General features: G+C 65.4%; 12 protein-coding genes and 1 pseudogene. 9 read left to right on the forward strand and 4 right to left on the reverse strand.

What is annotated here, in order from left to right; all coding sequences use genetic code 11:
- Positions 1-16 precede the first annotated feature (16 nt).
- The 9 genes from PNAP_RS10675 (at position 17) to pcaF (ending at position 11,490) form a co-directional block, all read left to right on the forward strand.
- Positions 17-796 (forward strand): enoyl-CoA hydratase, encoded by a 780-nt coding sequence (locus PNAP_RS10675; RefSeq protein WP_011801515.1) that lies wholly within the window; start codon positions 17-19, stop codon positions 794-796.
- 27 nt (positions 797-823) lie between these two features.
- Positions 824-1,984 carry an acyl-CoA dehydrogenase family protein gene (locus tag PNAP_RS10680; RefSeq protein ID WP_011801516.1) on the forward strand — a complete coding sequence of 387 codons (1,161 nt, stop codon included), beginning with the start codon at positions 824-826 and terminating at the stop codon, positions 1,982-1,984.
- Between the two features lie 48 nt (positions 1,985-2,032).
- Positions 2,033-3,217: an acyl-CoA dehydrogenase gene (locus PNAP_RS10685; protein WP_011801517.1), complete on the forward strand. Its 1,185-nt coding sequence runs from the start codon at positions 2,033-2,035 to the stop codon at positions 3,215-3,217.
- 19 nt (positions 3,218-3,236) lie between these two features.
- The gene (locus PNAP_RS10690; RefSeq protein ID WP_011801518.1) at positions 3,237-3,986 is read left to right on the forward strand and encodes an electron transfer flavoprotein subunit beta/FixA family protein; all 750 of its coding nucleotides are present in this window, start codon (positions 3,237-3,239) and stop codon (positions 3,984-3,986) included.
- Between the two features lie 30 nt (positions 3,987-4,016).
- On the forward strand, positions 4,017-4,949 hold the full coding sequence (locus tag PNAP_RS10695; protein WP_011801519.1) for an electron transfer flavoprotein subunit alpha/FixB family protein: 933 nt from the start codon (positions 4,017-4,019) through the stop codon (positions 4,947-4,949).
- Positions 4,950-5,149: 200 nt separating this feature from the next.
- Entirely contained in the window at positions 5,150-7,153 is a 2,004-nt protein-coding gene (locus PNAP_RS10700; protein WP_011801520.1) for an acetoacetate--CoA ligase, read from the forward strand.
- Complete coding sequence (locus PNAP_RS10705) at positions 7,150-8,187, forward strand: zinc-binding dehydrogenase (protein ID WP_011801521.1); 1,038 nt, start codon at positions 7,150-7,152, stop codon at positions 8,185-8,187. The genes PNAP_RS10700 and PNAP_RS10705 overlap by 4 nt, the downstream gene beginning before the upstream one ends.
- 21 nt (positions 8,188-8,208) lie before the next feature.
- The gene (locus PNAP_RS10710; RefSeq protein ID WP_041377179.1) at positions 8,209-10,254 is read left to right on the forward strand and encodes a 3-hydroxyacyl-CoA dehydrogenase NAD-binding domain-containing protein; all 2,046 of its coding nucleotides are present in this window, start codon (positions 8,209-8,211) and stop codon (positions 10,252-10,254) included.
- Positions 10,255-10,287: 33 nt separating this feature from the next.
- The gene (gene pcaF, locus PNAP_RS10715) at positions 10,288-11,490 is read left to right on the forward strand and encodes a 3-oxoadipyl-CoA thiolase (protein ID WP_041376658.1); all 1,203 of its coding nucleotides are present in this window, start codon (positions 10,288-10,290) and stop codon (positions 11,488-11,490) included.
- 93 nt (positions 11,491-11,583) lie between these two features.
- Here pcaF and PNAP_RS27900 read toward each other — a convergent pair.
- The 4 genes and pseudogenes from PNAP_RS27900 to PNAP_RS10735 form a co-directional block, all read right to left on the reverse strand.
- Positions 11,584-12,157 (reverse strand): annotated as a pseudogene (locus PNAP_RS27900) (IS1595 family transposase).
- Positions 12,115-13,077 carry a tripartite tricarboxylate transporter substrate binding protein BugD gene (locus PNAP_RS10725; protein ID WP_232290806.1) on the reverse strand — a complete coding sequence of 321 codons (963 nt, stop codon included), beginning with the start codon at positions 13,075-13,077 and terminating at the stop codon, positions 12,115-12,117. The pseudogene PNAP_RS27900 and the gene PNAP_RS10725 overlap by 43 nt, the downstream one beginning before the upstream one ends.
- Before the next feature lie 76 nt (positions 13,078-13,153).
- The gene (locus PNAP_RS10730) at positions 13,154-14,026 is read right to left on the reverse strand and encodes an HpcH/HpaI aldolase/citrate lyase family protein (RefSeq protein WP_011801525.1); all 873 of its coding nucleotides are present in this window, start codon (positions 14,024-14,026) and stop codon (positions 13,154-13,156) included.
- The gene (locus PNAP_RS10735) at positions 14,019-15,404 is read right to left on the reverse strand and encodes an MmgE/PrpD family protein (RefSeq protein ID WP_011801526.1); all 1,386 of its coding nucleotides are present in this window, start codon (positions 15,402-15,404) and stop codon (positions 14,019-14,021) included. Before PNAP_RS10735 ends, PNAP_RS10730 begins: the two co-directional genes overlap by 8 nt.
- Positions 15,405-15,506: the final 102 nt, after the last annotated feature.

Raw genomic sequence — 15,506 nt, forward strand, 5'->3', positions numbered from 1 at the left:
CACTCGGCAGGAACCCATGAAAGAACTACACCCCATCCTGACGGAAGTCCGTGGCCGGGTTGGCGTGATCACGCTGAACCGGCCCGGGCAGCTCAATGCCCTGAACGATGCGCTCATGGATGCGCTGGGCGACGCCCTGCTGGCGTTCGACCGCGACGACGCGATTGGCGCTATCGTCATCACCGGCAGTCCCAAGGCCTTTGCCGCCGGCGCGGACATCGCCGCCATGGCCGACTGGAGCTACATGGACGTGTACCAGGGCGACTTCATCACCCGCAACTGGGAAACCATACGCCGGGTGCGCAAGCCGGTGATTGCCGCCGTGGCCGGTTTTGCCATGGGCGGCGGCTGCGAGCTGGCGCTGGCCTGCGACCTGATCATCGCCGGCGAATCGGCCAGGTTCGCGCTGCCCGAGATCAAGCTGGCGATGCTGCCCGGCGCCGGCGGCACGCAGCGCCTGCCGCGCGCCATCGGCAAGGCCAAGGCCATGGACATGTGCCTGTCGGCCCGCATGCTGGGCGCCGATGAAGCCGACCGCTACGGCCTGGTCTCGCGCGTCGTGCCCGATGAGCAGCTGCTGGAACAGACTTTGGCCCTGGCCGCGAAGATCGCCAGCTACTCCCTGCCCGCGCTGATGGCGATCAAGGAGTCGGTCAATCGCAGTTGGGAAAGCTCGCTGACCGAAGGCATCCTGTATGAACGCCGCGAGCTGCATGCGCGCTTTGCCAGCCAGGACGCCCACGAAGGCATGCACGCCTTTCTATCCAAACGCACTCCGGTGTTCGAACACCGTTGATCCATCACTTCTTACACAGAGCAAACCATGGCCCTCGATACCGAATCCTTTGAGCTTTTGCTCGCCGCCGTCCAGCGTTTCGTCAGGGAACGCTTGGTTCCCGCCGAAAACATCCTGGAAGAAACCGACGATGTGCCCGCCGACATCATTGAAGACATGAAGGCCATGGGCCTGTTCGGCCTGACCGTGCCCGAGGAATTCGGCGGCATCGGCTTGTGCGTCAGCCAGGAAGTGCAAGTCAACTATGAGCTGGGCCGCACCGCGACGGCGTTCCGCTCGGTGTTCGGCACCAACATCGGCATCGGCTCGCAGGGCATCCTGATGGACGGCACGCCAGAGCAAAAGAGCGACTACCTGCCCAAGGTCGCCAGCGGCGAGCTGGTCATGTCGTTCGCGCTGACCGAGCCCGACGCCGGCTCGGATGCCGCGTCCCTCAAGACGCGCGCCGAACTCGACGGCGACCACTACGTGCTGAGCGGCACCAAGCGCTTCATCACCAACGCGCCGCGCGCCGGCGCCTTCACCCTGATGGCGCGCACCGGCGGGCCGGGCGCCGGCGGCGTCTCGTCCTTCATCGTGCCGGCCGACCTGCCGGGCATCAAGCTGGGCAAGACGGACAAGAAAATGGGCCAGCGCGGCACCAAGACCTGCGACGTGATCCTGGAAAACGTGCGCGTACCGGCGGCCAACATCATCGGCGGCGTTCCCGGCCAGGGCTTCAAGACCGCGATGAAGGTGCTCGACCGTGGCCGGCTGAACATTTCGGCCGTGGCCTGCGGCATGGCGCAGCGCATCCTGGAGGAATCGGTGGGCTACGCCCGTGACCGCAAGCAGTTCGGCAAGGCCATCGGCGAGTTCCAGCTGATCCAGGCCATGCTGGCTGACAGCCAGGCCGAACTGCTGGCCGGCTGGTCGCTGGTCCAGGACGTCGCCCGGCGTTTCGATGGCAAGCCGGCCCATGTGTCGGACCCGGACATCTCGATGCGCGTGTCCTGCGCCAAGCTGTTCTGCACCGAGATGGTGGGCCGCGTGGCGGACCGGGGTGTGCAGGTCCACGGCGGCGCCGGCTACATCAACGAGTACCCGGTCGAGCGCTTTTACCGCGACTCTCGCCTGCTGCGCCTGTATGAAGGCACGACGCAAATCCAGCAAATCATCATCGGGCGCGAACTGATGCGCCAGGGCTGATCCGCGCCTGCCCGCCTGTTTTTTTATTCACCCTCCTACCCAATCATCATGAACAAAGCCATCCACTCCCGCTTTCAATGGAATGACCCGATGCTGCTAGCCAGCCAGCTCACCGACGACGAACGCCAGGTGGCTGACGCGGCCAGGGCCTATTCCCAGGACCGTCTCGCGCCGCGCGTGCTCGAAGCCTTTCGCAACGAAAAAACCGATGCAGCCATCTTTCGCGAAATGGGCGAACTCGGCCTGCTGGGCGCCACCATTCCCGAAGCCTATGGCGGCGCGGGCCTGAACTATGTCTGCTACGGCCTGGTGGCGCGCGAGGTCGAACGCATCGACTCGGGCTACCGCTCGATGCTGAGCGTGCAGTCCTCGCTGGTCATGGTGCCCATCAATGCCTTCGGCACCGAGGCGACAAAGCAGAAATACCTGCCCAGGCTGGCAACCGGTGAATTCATCGGCTGCTTTGGCCTGACCGAACCGGACCACGGCTCGGACCCCGGCAGCATGATCACCCGCGCCCGCAAGGTACCGGGCGGCTACAGCCTGAGCGGCAACAAGATGTGGATCACCAACAGCCCGATTGCCGATGTGTTCGTGGTCTGGGCCAAGGACGATGAGGGCGCCATCCGTGGCTTCGTTCTGGAAAAGGGCTGGAAAGGCCTGTCGGCCCCGGCGGTTCACGGCAAGGTCGGGCTGCGCGCCAGCATCACCGGCGAAATCGTGATGGACGCGGTGTTCTGCCCCGAGGAAAACGCCTTTCCCGAGGTGCGCGGCCTCAAGGGACCGTTCACCTGCCTGAACTCGGCGCGCTACGGCATTGCCTGGGGCGCGCTGGGCGCGGCCGAGGACTGCTTTGAGCGCGCGCGCCAGTATGTGCTGGACCGCAAGCAGTTCGGCAAGCCGCTGGCCGCCAACCAGCTGATCCAGAAAAAACTGGCCGACATGATGACCGACATCTCCCTCGGCCTGCAGGGCTGCCTGCGGCTGGGCCGCATGAAGGATGAAGGCATGGCGGCCGTGGAAGTCACCTCCATCATGAAACGCAACAGCTGCGGCAAGGCGCTGGACATTGCCCGCCTGGCGCGCGACATGCTGGGCGGCAACGGCATCAGCGACGAGTTCGGCGTGGCCCGGCATCTGGTCAACCTGGAAGTGGTCAACACCTACGAGGGAACGCATGACGTGCATGCCCTGATTCTGGGCCGCGCCATCACAGGCATCCCCGCCTTCTGATTATTTTGGAGCCACAGCCATGAAAATCCTGGTCCCCGTCAAGCGCGTCGTCGATTACAACGTCAAAGTCCGCGTCAAATCCGACGGCAGCGGCGTCGATATCGCCAATGTCAAGATGAGCATGAATCCGTTCGACGAGATTGCCATCGAGGAAGCCGTGCGGCTGAAGGAAAAGGGCGTGGTGACCGAGGTCATCGCCGTCTCGTGCGGCGTGCTGCAGTGCCAGGAAACGCTGCGCACGGCCATGGCCATTGGCGCCGACCGCGCCATCCTGGTCGAGACCGGCGAAGAACTGCAGCCGCTGGCCGTGGCCAAGCTCTTGAAAGCCCTGGTCGATAAGGAGCAGCCGCAGCTCGTGATCCTGGGCAAGCAGGCGATCGACGACGACTGCAACCAGACCGGCCAGATGCTGGCCGCGCTGCTGGGCTGGGGGCAAGCCACGTTTGCCTCCAAGGTCGAAGTCGAAGGCGGCGTCGCCAGGGTCACGCGCGAAGTCGATGGCGGGCTGGAAACGCTTTCCTTGACTCTGCCGGCGATCATCACGACGGATTTGCGCCTGAACGAGCCGCGCTACGTCACGCTGCCCAACATCATGAAGGCCAAGAAAAAGCCGCTTGAAAATGTCAAGCCAGCCGATCTGGGCGTCGATGTCGCTCCGCGCATCAAGACGCTCAAAGTCAGCGAGCCGCCCAAGCGCAGCGCCGGCATCAAGGTTCTAGATGTCGCCGCGCTGGTGGACAAGCTCAGGAACGAAGCCAAAGTCATCTAACCCAGAAGCAGAACAACGGAGCCTAAAACCATGACCTCTTTAGTCATCGCAGAACACGACAACGCCAGCATCCGCCCCGCCACCCTGAACACCGTGACCGCTGCAGCGCAGTGCGGCGGCGAGGTGCATGTGCTGGTGGCCGGCCTGAATGCCGCCGCCGCAGCGCAGGCGGCCAGCCAGATTTCCGGCGTCACCAAGGTCATTCATGTGGACGGCGAGCATTTCGCCCACGGCCTGGCCGAGAACATGGCCGCCCAGGTGATTGCCATCGCCAGCAGCTACAGCCACATCCTGTTCCCGGCCACGGCGTCGGGCAAGAACATCGCCCCGCGCGTCGCGGCCCTGCTCGATGTCGGGCAGATCTCCGACATCACCAAGGTCGATGCGGCCGATACGTTCGAGCGCCCGATCTACGCGGGCAACGCCATTGCCATCGTGCAGAGCCTGGATGCTATCAAGGTCATCACCGTGCGCACGACCGGCTTTGACGCGGCGGCCGCTACGGGCGGCAGCGCCGCCATTGATGTCGTCAGCGGCGTGGCCGACAGCGGCAAGTCCTCGTTCCTCGGCTCCGAAATCACCAAGAGCGACCGTCCCGAACTGACGGCCGCCAAGATCATCGTCTCCGGTGGCCGGGCGCTGGGTTCGAGCGAGAAGTTCAATGAAGTGCTGATCCCGCTGGCCGACAAGCTCGGCGCCGCGCTGGGCGCAAGCCGCGCGGCGGTCGATGCGGGTTACGCGCCCAACGACTGGCAGGTCGGGCAGACCGGCAAGATCGTCGCGCCGCAGCTCTACGTGGCCGTGGGCATCTCGGGCGCCATCCAGCATCTGGCCGGCATGAAGGACTCCAAGGTCATCGTCGCCATCAACAAGGACGGCGAGGCGCCCATCTTCGGCGTGGCCGACTACGGGCTGGAGGCCGACTTGTTCACCGCCGTGCCGGAATTGATTGGCGCACTGTAAAAACTTCGTACAGGAACAGGCTACGAAAACCATGGTCCCGCTATCAGTCGGCCATTCGCAGTTGTAGCGATCGATTCCTGGCCATCACGTCTATCGGGGACAAGGTTTCTTGCCGTGGAACGATCGCCGAGAAGTTCTTCAACCGATCTTCCACGACCAAAAACCCATTCTTTAGACCCACTCACTGAAAGAGCCCACCCATGCAAGAAAACACCCCGCCCGAAGGCCATGGCCAAGTTTTGTGGACGCCCGATCCGGAACAGCTGCAGTCCAGCCGGCTTGTGAAATACCAGCAATGGCTCTCCACCGAAAAGGGCGTGCACACCCAGGATTACGATGAACTGTGGCGCTGGTCAATCGAGGACTTGCCAGGCTTTTGGCAGTCCATCTGGGACTTCTTTGAAGTTCAAGCGGATGGAGAGCGGGAGCCTGCGATGGTTGGCGAGCAGATGCCCGGTATCCAGTGGTTCCCGAACGCACGCCTGAACTTTGCGGAGCACGTTTTCCGCAATGCCACCTCCGCGCACCCGGTGATGCTCGCCCACACGGAAGGCGCCCCGCTTCGGGAAATATCCTGGGAAGAGCTGGAGCGCACGACTGCGGCGCTGGCGGCACAGCTGCGCAGTTGGGGCGTGCAACCCGGTGACCGCGTGGCCAGCTTCATGCCCAATCTCCCGGAAACCGTGATCGCCTTCCTGGCCTGCGCCAGTGTCGGCGCCATCTGGTCCAGCTGCGCACCCGACATGGGGGCAAACGTGGTGCTGGACCGCCTGCGCCAGATCGAGCCCAAGGTGCTTTTCGCGACCGACAGCTACAGCTACAACGGCAAGAATCACGACCGGTCTGTGGTGGTGAACGAACTGCTGGCAGGGCTGCCCAGCGTGCAGCGGGTGGTGCAGGTTTCGGGGCCGCTGGACGGAAGTCGTCCCTTGCCGTGGCGCAATCATTGCTCTTGGCAAGATTGTGTAGCGGGGAGCGCAACACCGCGCTACGAACGGCTGCCTTTCAGCCACCCCTTGTGGATTCTGTATTCCTCCGGAACGACCGGGCTGCCCAAGGCCATCGTGCACAGCCACGGTGGCATTGTGCTGACGCACCTGAAATCGATGGCGCTGCAAAACGATCTGCGGCCGGGTGATCGGTTGATGTTTCTGGGTAGCACCGGGTGGGCTGTGTGGAACCTTCAGGTGGGCGCCCTGCTGTCGGGCGCATCCATTGTTCTCTACGACGGCAACCCTGCCTGGCCAACGGGCGATGCGCTGTGGCGCTTCATGGATGAACATGGTGTGACGCAGTTGGGCTGCGGAGCGGCTTACCTCATCAATTGCATGAAGGATGGCGTGCGCCCCCGGGACTTCGCAAAGTTGTCCAAACTCCGCACCATCCTCTCCACCGGTTCGCCGCTGTCGATGGATGCCTACCACTGGGTTTACGACGCGGTCAAACCTGATGTATGGCTGGCCTCCATCAGTGGCGGGACGGATATTGCCGCGTGCTTCGTGGCCTGCGCCCCTACTTTGCCGGTGCACGCCGGCGAGATTCAATGCCGGGAACTTGGCGTGGCCGCCTACGCCTGGAACGACGCTGGCGAGCCGGTGGTCAACGAGGTGGGCGAGTTGGTCATCACCCAACCCATGCCGTCGATGCCCCTTTATTTCTGGAACGACACGGGCAACAAGCGCTACCTGGAGAGCTATTTTGAAACCTATCCTGGCCTGTGGCGCCAGGGTGACTGGATACGCTTCACAGAGCACGGCAGCGCAGTCATCTATGGGCGATCAGACAGCACGATCAACCGCTTTGGCATCCGGATGGGAACGGCTGAAATCTACCGGGTGGTTGAAGAAATGCCCGAGGTGCGCGACAGCCTGGTCATCGACCTGGAGTTTTTGGGGCGCCCCTCGTTCATGCCGCTGTTTGTGGTGCTGCAACCCGGCGCGGTTTTCGACGAGGTACTGCAGGAACGCATCAAGCACCAGATACGCTCCAAGGCCTCTGCGCGCCACGTCCCCAACGAGGTGGTGCAGGTGACTGAAATTCCTCGCACGCTGAGCGGAAAAAAGATGGAAGTGCCTGTCCGGAAACTGCTGTTGGGTAGCTCGCCTGACAAGGCGGCCAGCCCGGATTCAATGCAGAACCCGACCAGCCTGGATTTTTTTGTCCAGTATGCGAAGGCCCTCAAGGTGAAGGAGATTTCAACATGAAAACCGTATTTATTACAGGGCATGGCGGCAACGAAGTCGTCAGCATAGGGCACCGGCCCAAGCCGGTGCGACAACCCGGTCAGGTACTGATTCGCATGCAGGCCGCTACCCTCAACCGGGTGGATATCTACATGCGCAACAGCGGCGCCGGCATCACGCACCAACTGCCGCAGATCATGGGCCTGGACGGCGCGGGCATCGTGGAAGAAGTCGATGCCGATGAAAGACTGCTCGCGCCCGGCCAGTCCGTGGTGCTGCATCCGGCAATTGGCTGCGGGCGCTGCGAGTTCTGCCAGCGCGGCGAGGTGGTCCTGTGCACCGGCATCCAGTATCTGGGCGAGCACCGGGACGGCACGCTGGCCGAATACGTGAGTGTGCCGGCACAGAATGTCTTCCCCATGCCTGCCGGCTTGAGCTTCGCCGAAGCGGCCGCACTGGGCGTCAACCACCTGACCGCCTGGCGCATGCTGTTCACCAAGGCACAGCTCAAGCCGTGGGAGACCGTGCTGATCTTTGGCATAGGCGGCGGCGTGTCGCTGGCGGCCCTGCAACTGGCCAAGCTGGCGGGCGCTCAAGCCATCGTCACCTCGCGCGACGATTCCAAGCTGGAGCGCGCCCGCCTGCTTGGGGCCGACCACCTGATCAACAGCAGCACGCAGGACGTGGTCAAGGAAGTGATGGCCCGCACCGGGGGACGCGGCGTGGACGTGGTGATTGAAAACGTCGGTGCGGCTGTCTGGTCATCGGCCATGAAATCGCTGGTGCGCAGCGGCCGGCTGGTCACCTGCGGCGCCATGACCGGCGACCAGCCGCCAGCGGACATCAGGCGGATCTTCATCCGCCAGCTCCAGATATTCGGCTCGACGCTGGGCAACTTCGACGAGTTCGGGGATTTGCTGCGCCTGGTGGAACGCACCGGCCTGCGGCCCGTCATCGACAGCGAATTTGCGCTGGACCAGACCCACGCGGCCTTGAGCCGCCTGGAGTCTGGCGAGCAGTTCGGCAAGATCGCCATCCGCATAGACGGAGCTTGAACCCCCATGAAAGAAGAAACCATGTCCACAGTACGCACCGAACAGATCGGTGATGTCTTGCTGATTGAAATCAACAACCCGCCCATCAACGCCGGATCACTGACGGTGCGCCAGGGTCTGACGGCGGCGATACAGCAGCTGCAGGCCCAGGCTGACCTGGTGGCTGGCGTCATCATCGGCGGCGGCACCACCTTCGTGGCCGGCTCCGATTTGCGCGAATTCGGCCAGCCGCTGCAAGACCCGCAGATGCCTGCCGTCATCGCTCTGATTGAAGCCTGCAGCAAACCGGTTGTTGCCGCGCTGCACGGCGCGGCGCTGGGCGGCGGCCTGGAGCTGGCGCTGGCCTGCGATGCCCGCATCGCGCTGGCCGGCACGCTGCTGGGCCTGCCCGAAGTCACCCTGGGCATCATTCCCGGCGCGGGCGGCACCCAGCGCCTGCCGCGCCGGGTCGGCGTGGCCCGCGCCATCGAGATGATCTGCAGCGGAGAGCGCATCACGGCCGACAAGGCGCTGGCGTTGCGGCTGATCGATGAAGTCGTTGCCGGCGACTTGCAGGCCCATGCGATGGCGCTGGCGCGGCGGCTGGCGGGTCGCAAGTGCCGTATTCGCGATGAACAGGTTCCCACGGAAGACGCGGCGGCCATCGAGCAGGCCGAGCAAACCGCGCTGCGCGCCGGCAAGCGCCGGCCGGCCGTGCTGGCGGCCATCGCGGCCGTCAAGAATGCCGCCCGATTGCCCATCGACGAAGGCCTGGCGCAGGAGCGCGCGGTGTTCCAGCAACTGCGCGTGTCCACCGAGGCGTATGCGCTGCGCCACCAGTTCTTTGCCGAGCGCGAGGCGGCCAAGCTGCCGGCCGCGCTGCAGGCAGCCCCCCGCCCGGTGCAGACCGTGGCCGTGATTGGCGCCGGCACCATGGGCGCGGGCATTGCCATTTGCGCGCTCGATGCCGGGCTGAACGTGATCCTGCTGGAGCAGGACGATGTGGCCCTGCAGCGCGGCCAGCAGCGCGTGGCCGAGCATTACCAAAGCCGCGTGGCCGCTGGCAAGGTCAAGGCCGCCGTGGCCGCCGCCAGCCAGGCGCGCCTGAGCCCCACGACCGACTGGGTCCAGCTGGGCCGTGCCGACCTGGTCATCGAGGCAGTGTTCGAGGACATGCCCGTCAAGCAGGACGTATTCAGGAAAATCGATGCCCATGCGCGGTCAGGCGCGGTGCTGGCCACCAACACCTCCTACCTGGACGTGGATGCGATTGCCCAGCTGACGGCCCGGCCGCAGGACGTGCTGGGCCTGCACTTCTTCAGTCCGGCCAACGTCATGAAGCTGCTCGAAGTGGTGCGTGGCGAGCGGACGGCGGCCGATGTGGTCGCCACCGGCATGGCCCTGGGCAAGAAGCTCAAAAAGCTGCCGGTGCTGTGCGGCAATGCCTTTGGCTTCATAGGCAACTGCATCTACAACGCCTACCGCAAGCAATGCGAATTCATGCTGGAAGACGGCGCCTGGCCGGAGGCCGTGGACCAGGCGCTGACCGACTTGGGCTTTGCCATGGGCCCGTTCGCCGTGGCCGACCTGTCCGGCCTGGACATCGCCTGGCGCATGCGCAAGGCGCAGGCCGCCTCGCGCGATCCGCGCGAGCGCTATGTGGGCATCCTCGACCAGCTGTGCGAGCAGGGGCGGCTGGGCCGCAAGACCGGAGCCGGCTACTACCGTTATCCCGACGGCAAGCAGGTCAAAGCCACCGATGCCATCGTGCGCGCCATCATCGAGCAGGCGTCAAGCCAGCGCGGCATCACGCGCCGCACGCTTGACGCCACTGAAATCCAGCGCCGCGCCCTGCTGGCCATGGTGAACGAGGCGGCGCTGCTGCTGGCCGAAGGCGTAGCTAGCCGTCCCAGCGACATCGACGTGGTGCTGGTGCAGGGCTACGGCTTCCCGCGCTGGGAAGGCGGCCCGGTGTTCTGGGCGCGCCAGCAGGACCCGGCGCAACTGGCGCAAGACCTGCAGCGCCTTGCCGGTGAATCGGGCCACGGCTTTGTGGTGGCCGACCTGTCTGTTTTGTTGAATCCCTAACCTCCCCACTCCCCTCACCTCAATACGACCATGATGACCCAAGCCTTTATCTGCGACGCCATCCGCACCCCTTTCGGCCGCTACGGCGGCGCCCTCTCAAGCGTTCGCGCCGACGACCTGGGCGCCATTCCCATCCGGGCCTTGATGGCGCGCAACCCGGACGTGGACTGGCAGATGGTTGCCGACGTGATCTACGGCTGCGCCAACCAGGCCGGCGAAGACAACCGCAATGTGGCGCGCATGAGCGCCTTGCTGGCCGGGCTGCCGCTGGAAGTGCCCGGTGGCACGGTCAACCGCCTGTGCGGCTCGGGTCTGGATGCCTTGGGCACGGCAGCGCGCGCCATCAAGTCGGGCGAAGCGGGCCTGATGATTGCCGGCGGCGTCGAGAGCATGAGCCGCGCGCCTTTCGTCATGCCGAAGGCCGAGAGCGCCTTCAGCCGCAGCAATGCGGTCTATGACACGACGATTGGCTGGCGTTTCGTCAACAAGCTGATGAAGGCGCAGTACGGCGTCGATTCGATGCCCGAAACCGCCGAGAACGTCGCCACCGATTTCAACATCAGCCGCCAGGACCAGGACCGGATGGCTCTCAGCAGCCAGCTCAGGGCCGTCGCGGCGCAACAGGCCGGCCACCTGGCGCGTGAAATTGTCGGGGTGAGCATCCCCCAGAAAAAGGGCGATGCCATCCTTGTGGACCAGGACGAGCATCCGCGCGCCACCTCGATGGACGTGCTGGCAAAACTCAAGCCCATCGTGCGCCCGGACGGCACCGTGACGGCGGGCAACGCCAGCGGCGTGAACGACGGCGCCTGCGCGCTGCTGCTGGCCGATGAAGCCAGCGCCGCCAGGAACGGCCTGACGCCCAGAGCCCGCATCGTCGGCATGGCGACGGCCGGCGTGGCGCCGCGTGTCATGGGCATCGGCCCGGCGCCGGCGACGCAAAAGGTGCTGGCGCTGACGGGTTTGACCATCGCCCAGATGGACGTGATCGAACTCAACGAAGCGTTTGCCGCGCAGGGCCTGGCCGTTCTGCGCATGCTCGGCGTGCCGGACGACGACCCGCGCGTCAACGCCTGGGGCGGCGCGATTGCGCTGGGCCATCCGCTGGGCGCCAGCGGCGCGCGCCTGGCCACCACGGCGGTCAACCGGCTGCACCAGAGCGGCGGGCGCTACGCGCTGTGCACCATGTGCATTGGCGTGGGGCAAGGCATTGCCGTGATCCTGGAACGGGTTTGAAAACCGCATCCTCCAGGTTCAGAACCCAATTTTGCTCCTGAATTAATAGCTGCTTATGCATGACTGGCGAGCGCAAAATGCATTTTTGCCTGATTAGCTACCTGCCTCAGACAAGCGCAGTACCCGAAGGGGAAGCGGTTGGGTCGTCACCGCAGCGCGCAGCAGGCGCGGCAGCATCGCTGCCAGGTCAAATCGCCGGTTGAAACGGTAAGCAAATTCGGCCAGATAGCGCGCGCCATACCTGGCATGGTCAAACGAGTGGTAAGTGCCGGCCAGGGAGGTCTTGAGATTGCCCAGCATGGTCATCGATCTCCACGCGCCCGTCCAGGCGACGCGGCTCTTCGCGCAGCAGCATGGTTTGCATGAGCTTGTGCTTGATGAGCCAGGCGGTTTTGTACGTCACCCCCAGCTGGCGCTTCAGAGCCAGGGCGCTGATCGCGTTCTTGTGCTGCGTCATCAGATAAAGAGCCAAAAACCACACCGACAGGGGCAGTTTGGTGTGCTCGAACACCGTGCCCACGATGCAGGAGGACTGGTAGCCGCAGATCAAACACTCCCAGAGCTGGCGGCCCGTGCCGTTGCGCGTCATGAACGAGCGCGCGCAGCGCCAGCCCTGGGGCCAGCTCAATCCGCGTAAATGCCGGCCTTCTTGATCACCGGCCCCCACTTGGCGATTTCGGCTTCCAGGTGGGTCTTCAGGCCGCTGGCATTGATCTTGTCCATGGGCGCCGGCTCGGAACTCAGGTCCGCCAGGCGCTGCCTGACCATCGGGTCCTGCATCGCCGTTTGCAGCGCGGCGGTGATCTTGTCGAGCACTGGCTTGGGCGTGCCCTTGGGCGCATACATGCCGTGCCAGACCTTCACTTCAAAACCTTTCATGCCCTGCTCGTCGAGCGTGGGCACATTGGGCAGGGCCGACAGGCGCTTGAGCGTGGTCACGCCGAACGCCTTGATGCGGCCTTCCTTGATCATCGGCACGGTCTGCGTGGTCTGGTCGCACAGCAAATCGACCTGGCCGCCGAGCAGGTCGTTCATGGCCGGGCCGGTGCCCTTGTAGGGAATGGTGTTGAGTTCGGCGCCCAGCTGGGTCATGAACAGCAGGCCGCACAGGTGCGACACCGCGCCCAGGCCGGCGTTGGCCAGCGACACCTTGTTCGGGTTGGCCTTGATGTAGGCCTTCAGCTCCTGCAGGTTATTGGCCGGAAAATCCTTGCGTCCGAGCAGCGTCATCGGCACATCGACGACCTGGCCGATGTACTCGAAATCCTTCAGCGGATCGAACGCCAGCTTCTTGTAGAGCGCCGGCGCCGTCGCCATGCCCATGTGGTGGATGAACAGGGTGTAGCCGTTGGGCGCGGCGCGCGCGACCTTGGTGGCGGCAATCGTGCCGCCGGCGCCCACCGCGTTTTCGACCACCACCGCCTGGCCCAGCGACTTGCCCATGGGAACGGCGATCATGCGCGCCACCACGTCGGTCGGACCGCCGGCCGCGAACGGCACCACCAGCGAGACCGGCCGGTCGGGAAACGGCGCCTGCGCCGACGCGGGGGCCGCGAGGCCGGCCGCCACCGCAACCATCGAGGTCATGAGCACGGTCTTGAGTTTGAGTTTGAGTTTCATCTTGTCTCCTTCTTGGGTTAATACATCGTCAGCATCGTTAAAACTACGTCAGCGCATGCAGCGCCGCCTGCGCCAGCGTGCGCTGCGCCAGGAGCAATACCGGCGCATCCACCATGCGGCCATCGAGGCTGAACACGCCGCCGCCGGCCGCCTCGAAGGCTGCCTGCACGCGCCGCGCCCAGTCGATCTCGGCCGCGCCGGGCGAGAACGCCGCATTGACCGCCGCCGCCTGCGCCGGGTGGATGCACAGCTTGCCGCCAAAGCCGCCGCGCCGGCTGCGCGCCGCGTCAAGGCTCAGCTGCGCCGTGTCCCGCGTACCGGGCGAAATGCCATCGACCGGCGCGGCTAGAGCGGCGCGGCGCGACGCCAGCACCAGCGCCAGGCGCACGGGTATCAGTTCAAGCTCGGCCGCATCGCAGGCCAGGCCCGCATCGGCCTGGAAATCGAGATGGCCGAAGGCCAGGCGCGCTACCCGCGGGCAGGCCGCCAGCGCATCAACGGCATCGAGGCCGGCGACCGACTCGATCAGCGGCAGCAGCGCGCAGGAGGGGCCGGCGTGCGCCGCCACCTCATCCAGCACGGCCGCCGATTCGGCCTTGGACACCATCACCGCGCCAAGTCCGTGCGCGGCCAGCTCGCGCAGGGCGATCAGGTCGTCGGCATGCCAGGGCGTGCCGGCGGCGTTGATGCGCACCAGCAAGCGATGGCGCTGGGCCGCATCAATGCCGTCAAACGCCTGCAGCAGGGCCTGCCGTGCGGCGCTCTTGTCGGCCGGGGCCACCGCATCTTCCAGGTCGATGATGACGGCGTCGGCACCGGATGCCAGCGCCTTGGCAAAGCGCTCGGGCCGGGTGGCGGGAACAAACAAAAAGGAGCGCGCCGAAGCCAGCGCCAGGGTCACAGGTATTTCAGACATGGGCTGGACTCACTTCACGCTGGCGCAACAAGTTGCCGACCACCGGCACGCCGGCAATCCGCCACAGCGCGTCGATGGCCGCCTGCATTTCAGCGGCCGTGGCGCCGCCGCTGAACGCGGCCAGCCGCAGCGCCTTGGCGGTGATCTCTTCACGGCTCAGCGTGTTGCCGGGGTCGCCCTTGGGCTCATCGACCCGGCCGTGCAGCACGCGGCCATCCAGGGTGTGCACGGCAACCTTGCCGATCCAGCGCTGCGGGTAGGCGGCATCGACTTCGGCGTCGAGTTCCATGCTTACGCGGCCTGCCAGGCTTTGCGTGGCATCGTCCAGGAAATGCCGGTCGAACTCGGCCAGGCCGGCCTGGCCGAAGCGCGCCACCAGCGCCAGCACCGTGCCCATGGAAAATTTGCTCTGATGCACCGTGGCGGGCCGCAGCACCGGACCGAGCACGTCAATCGCGCCCTGGTGCACCTGCGTGACGACGCGGTCCAGGTCTTCGGGCTGGAGGCGATGGGCCTGCATCACCTGCAGCAGCGCATCGGCCGCCGGGTGCGTGTGGCGGCACGACGCGTGGAATTTGAACGACGTTTCGGCCGTGGCCCAGCGCGTGCCCAGGCCGTCGGTGAGCCGGGAGGGGTCGGCATCGCTCGACATGCCGGCCGCCATGCCCTGCGGGCCTTCAAGAATCTGCGCCGCACCGGTAAAGCCGTCCTGCGCGAGGTAGGCCGACATCAGCCCGGCCGCCGCCGCGTGCGCGGTGTGCAGTTGTTTCGAATCGGCCGCCGTGCGCAAGAACTCCCACAACCCCGCCGACTGCGTGCCGGCCGAACCGAAGGCGTGCTGCATCTGCCGCGCATCGAGCCCGAGCAGATGGCCCACGGCCGCAGCCGCCGCCAGCGTGCCGGCCGTGCCGGTCGTGTGGAACACCTTGTAGTGCGAACGGCCGAGGAATTCACCGACGCGGATGCCGACCTCGTAGCCCACGACCGACGCGGTGAGCAGTTCCCGGCCGCTGGCGCCCAGCGCCTGCGCGGTCGCCACGGCGGCCGGAAAGACGACGGTGGCCGGATGGAACACCGAGCCGTTGTGCACGTCGTCCTGCTCGGCCACATGCGAGGCGGCCGCGTTGGCCATGGCCGCCAGGTAGGGGCTGGTGCGGGCGCGGCTGACGATCACCTCGCTGGGGCCGGCCTGCGGTCCCATGGCCTGTGCAAAGCGCGTGATGCTCGCGACCGGACGCGAGCCGTGGCCGGCGACGGTCGAGCCGAACCAGTCCACCAGCAGGTCTTCGGCCCGGCGGACCACCGGCCCGGGAATGTCGTCGAAACGCAGGCTGGCGGCAAAGGCGGCCAGCTGGGCCGTCGGGGTTGTGGAGTTCATGCAAATCGTCCTTTTTATGAATCAAATTGGCTGTTTGCGCTTTATGGTCATGCGCAAGCAGCTATTTATTTGATAGTGACCAGCGGGTTTCCCGAGCATCCG

This window comes from Polaromonas naphthalenivorans CJ2 (assembly GCF_000015505.1).
Lineage (GTDB): Bacteria > Pseudomonadota > Gammaproteobacteria > Burkholderiales > Burkholderiaceae_C > Polaromonas > Polaromonas naphthalenivorans.

Coding starts and splice junctions, on each gene's coding strand:
- PNAP_RS10675 (WP_011801515.1), top strand. CDS start 17: ATGAAAGAACTACACCCCATCCTGACGGAAGTCCGTGGCCGGGTTGGC.
- PNAP_RS10680 (WP_011801516.1), top strand. CDS start 824: ATGGCCCTCGATACCGAATCCTTTGAGCTTTTGCTCGCCGCCGTCCAG.
- PNAP_RS10685 (WP_011801517.1), top strand. CDS start 2,033: ATGAACAAAGCCATCCACTCCCGCTTTCAATGGAATGACCCGATGCTG.
- PNAP_RS10690 (WP_011801518.1), top strand. CDS start 3,237: ATGAAAATCCTGGTCCCCGTCAAGCGCGTCGTCGATTACAACGTCAAA.
- PNAP_RS10695 (WP_011801519.1), top strand. CDS start 4,017: ATGACCTCTTTAGTCATCGCAGAACACGACAACGCCAGCATCCGCCCC.
- PNAP_RS10700 (WP_011801520.1), top strand. CDS start 5,150: ATGCAAGAAAACACCCCGCCCGAAGGCCATGGCCAAGTTTTGTGGACG.
- PNAP_RS10705 (WP_011801521.1), top strand. CDS start 7,150: ATGAAAACCGTATTTATTACAGGGCATGGCGGCAACGAAGTCGTCAGC.
- PNAP_RS10710 (WP_041377179.1), top strand. CDS start 8,209: ATGTCCACAGTACGCACCGAACAGATCGGTGATGTCTTGCTGATTGAA.
- pcaF (WP_041376658.1), top strand. CDS start 10,288: ATGACCCAAGCCTTTATCTGCGACGCCATCCGCACCCCTTTCGGCCGC.
- PNAP_RS10725 (WP_232290806.1), bottom strand. CDS start 13,077: ATGACCTCGATGGTTGCGGTGGCGGCCGGCCTCGCGGCCCCCGCGTCG.
- PNAP_RS10730 (WP_011801525.1), bottom strand. CDS start 14,026: ATGTCTGAAATACCTGTGACCCTGGCGCTGGCTTCGGCGCGCTCCTTT.
- PNAP_RS10735 (WP_011801526.1), bottom strand. CDS start 15,404: ATGAACTCCACAACCCCGACGGCCCAGCTGGCCGCCTTTGCCGCCAGC.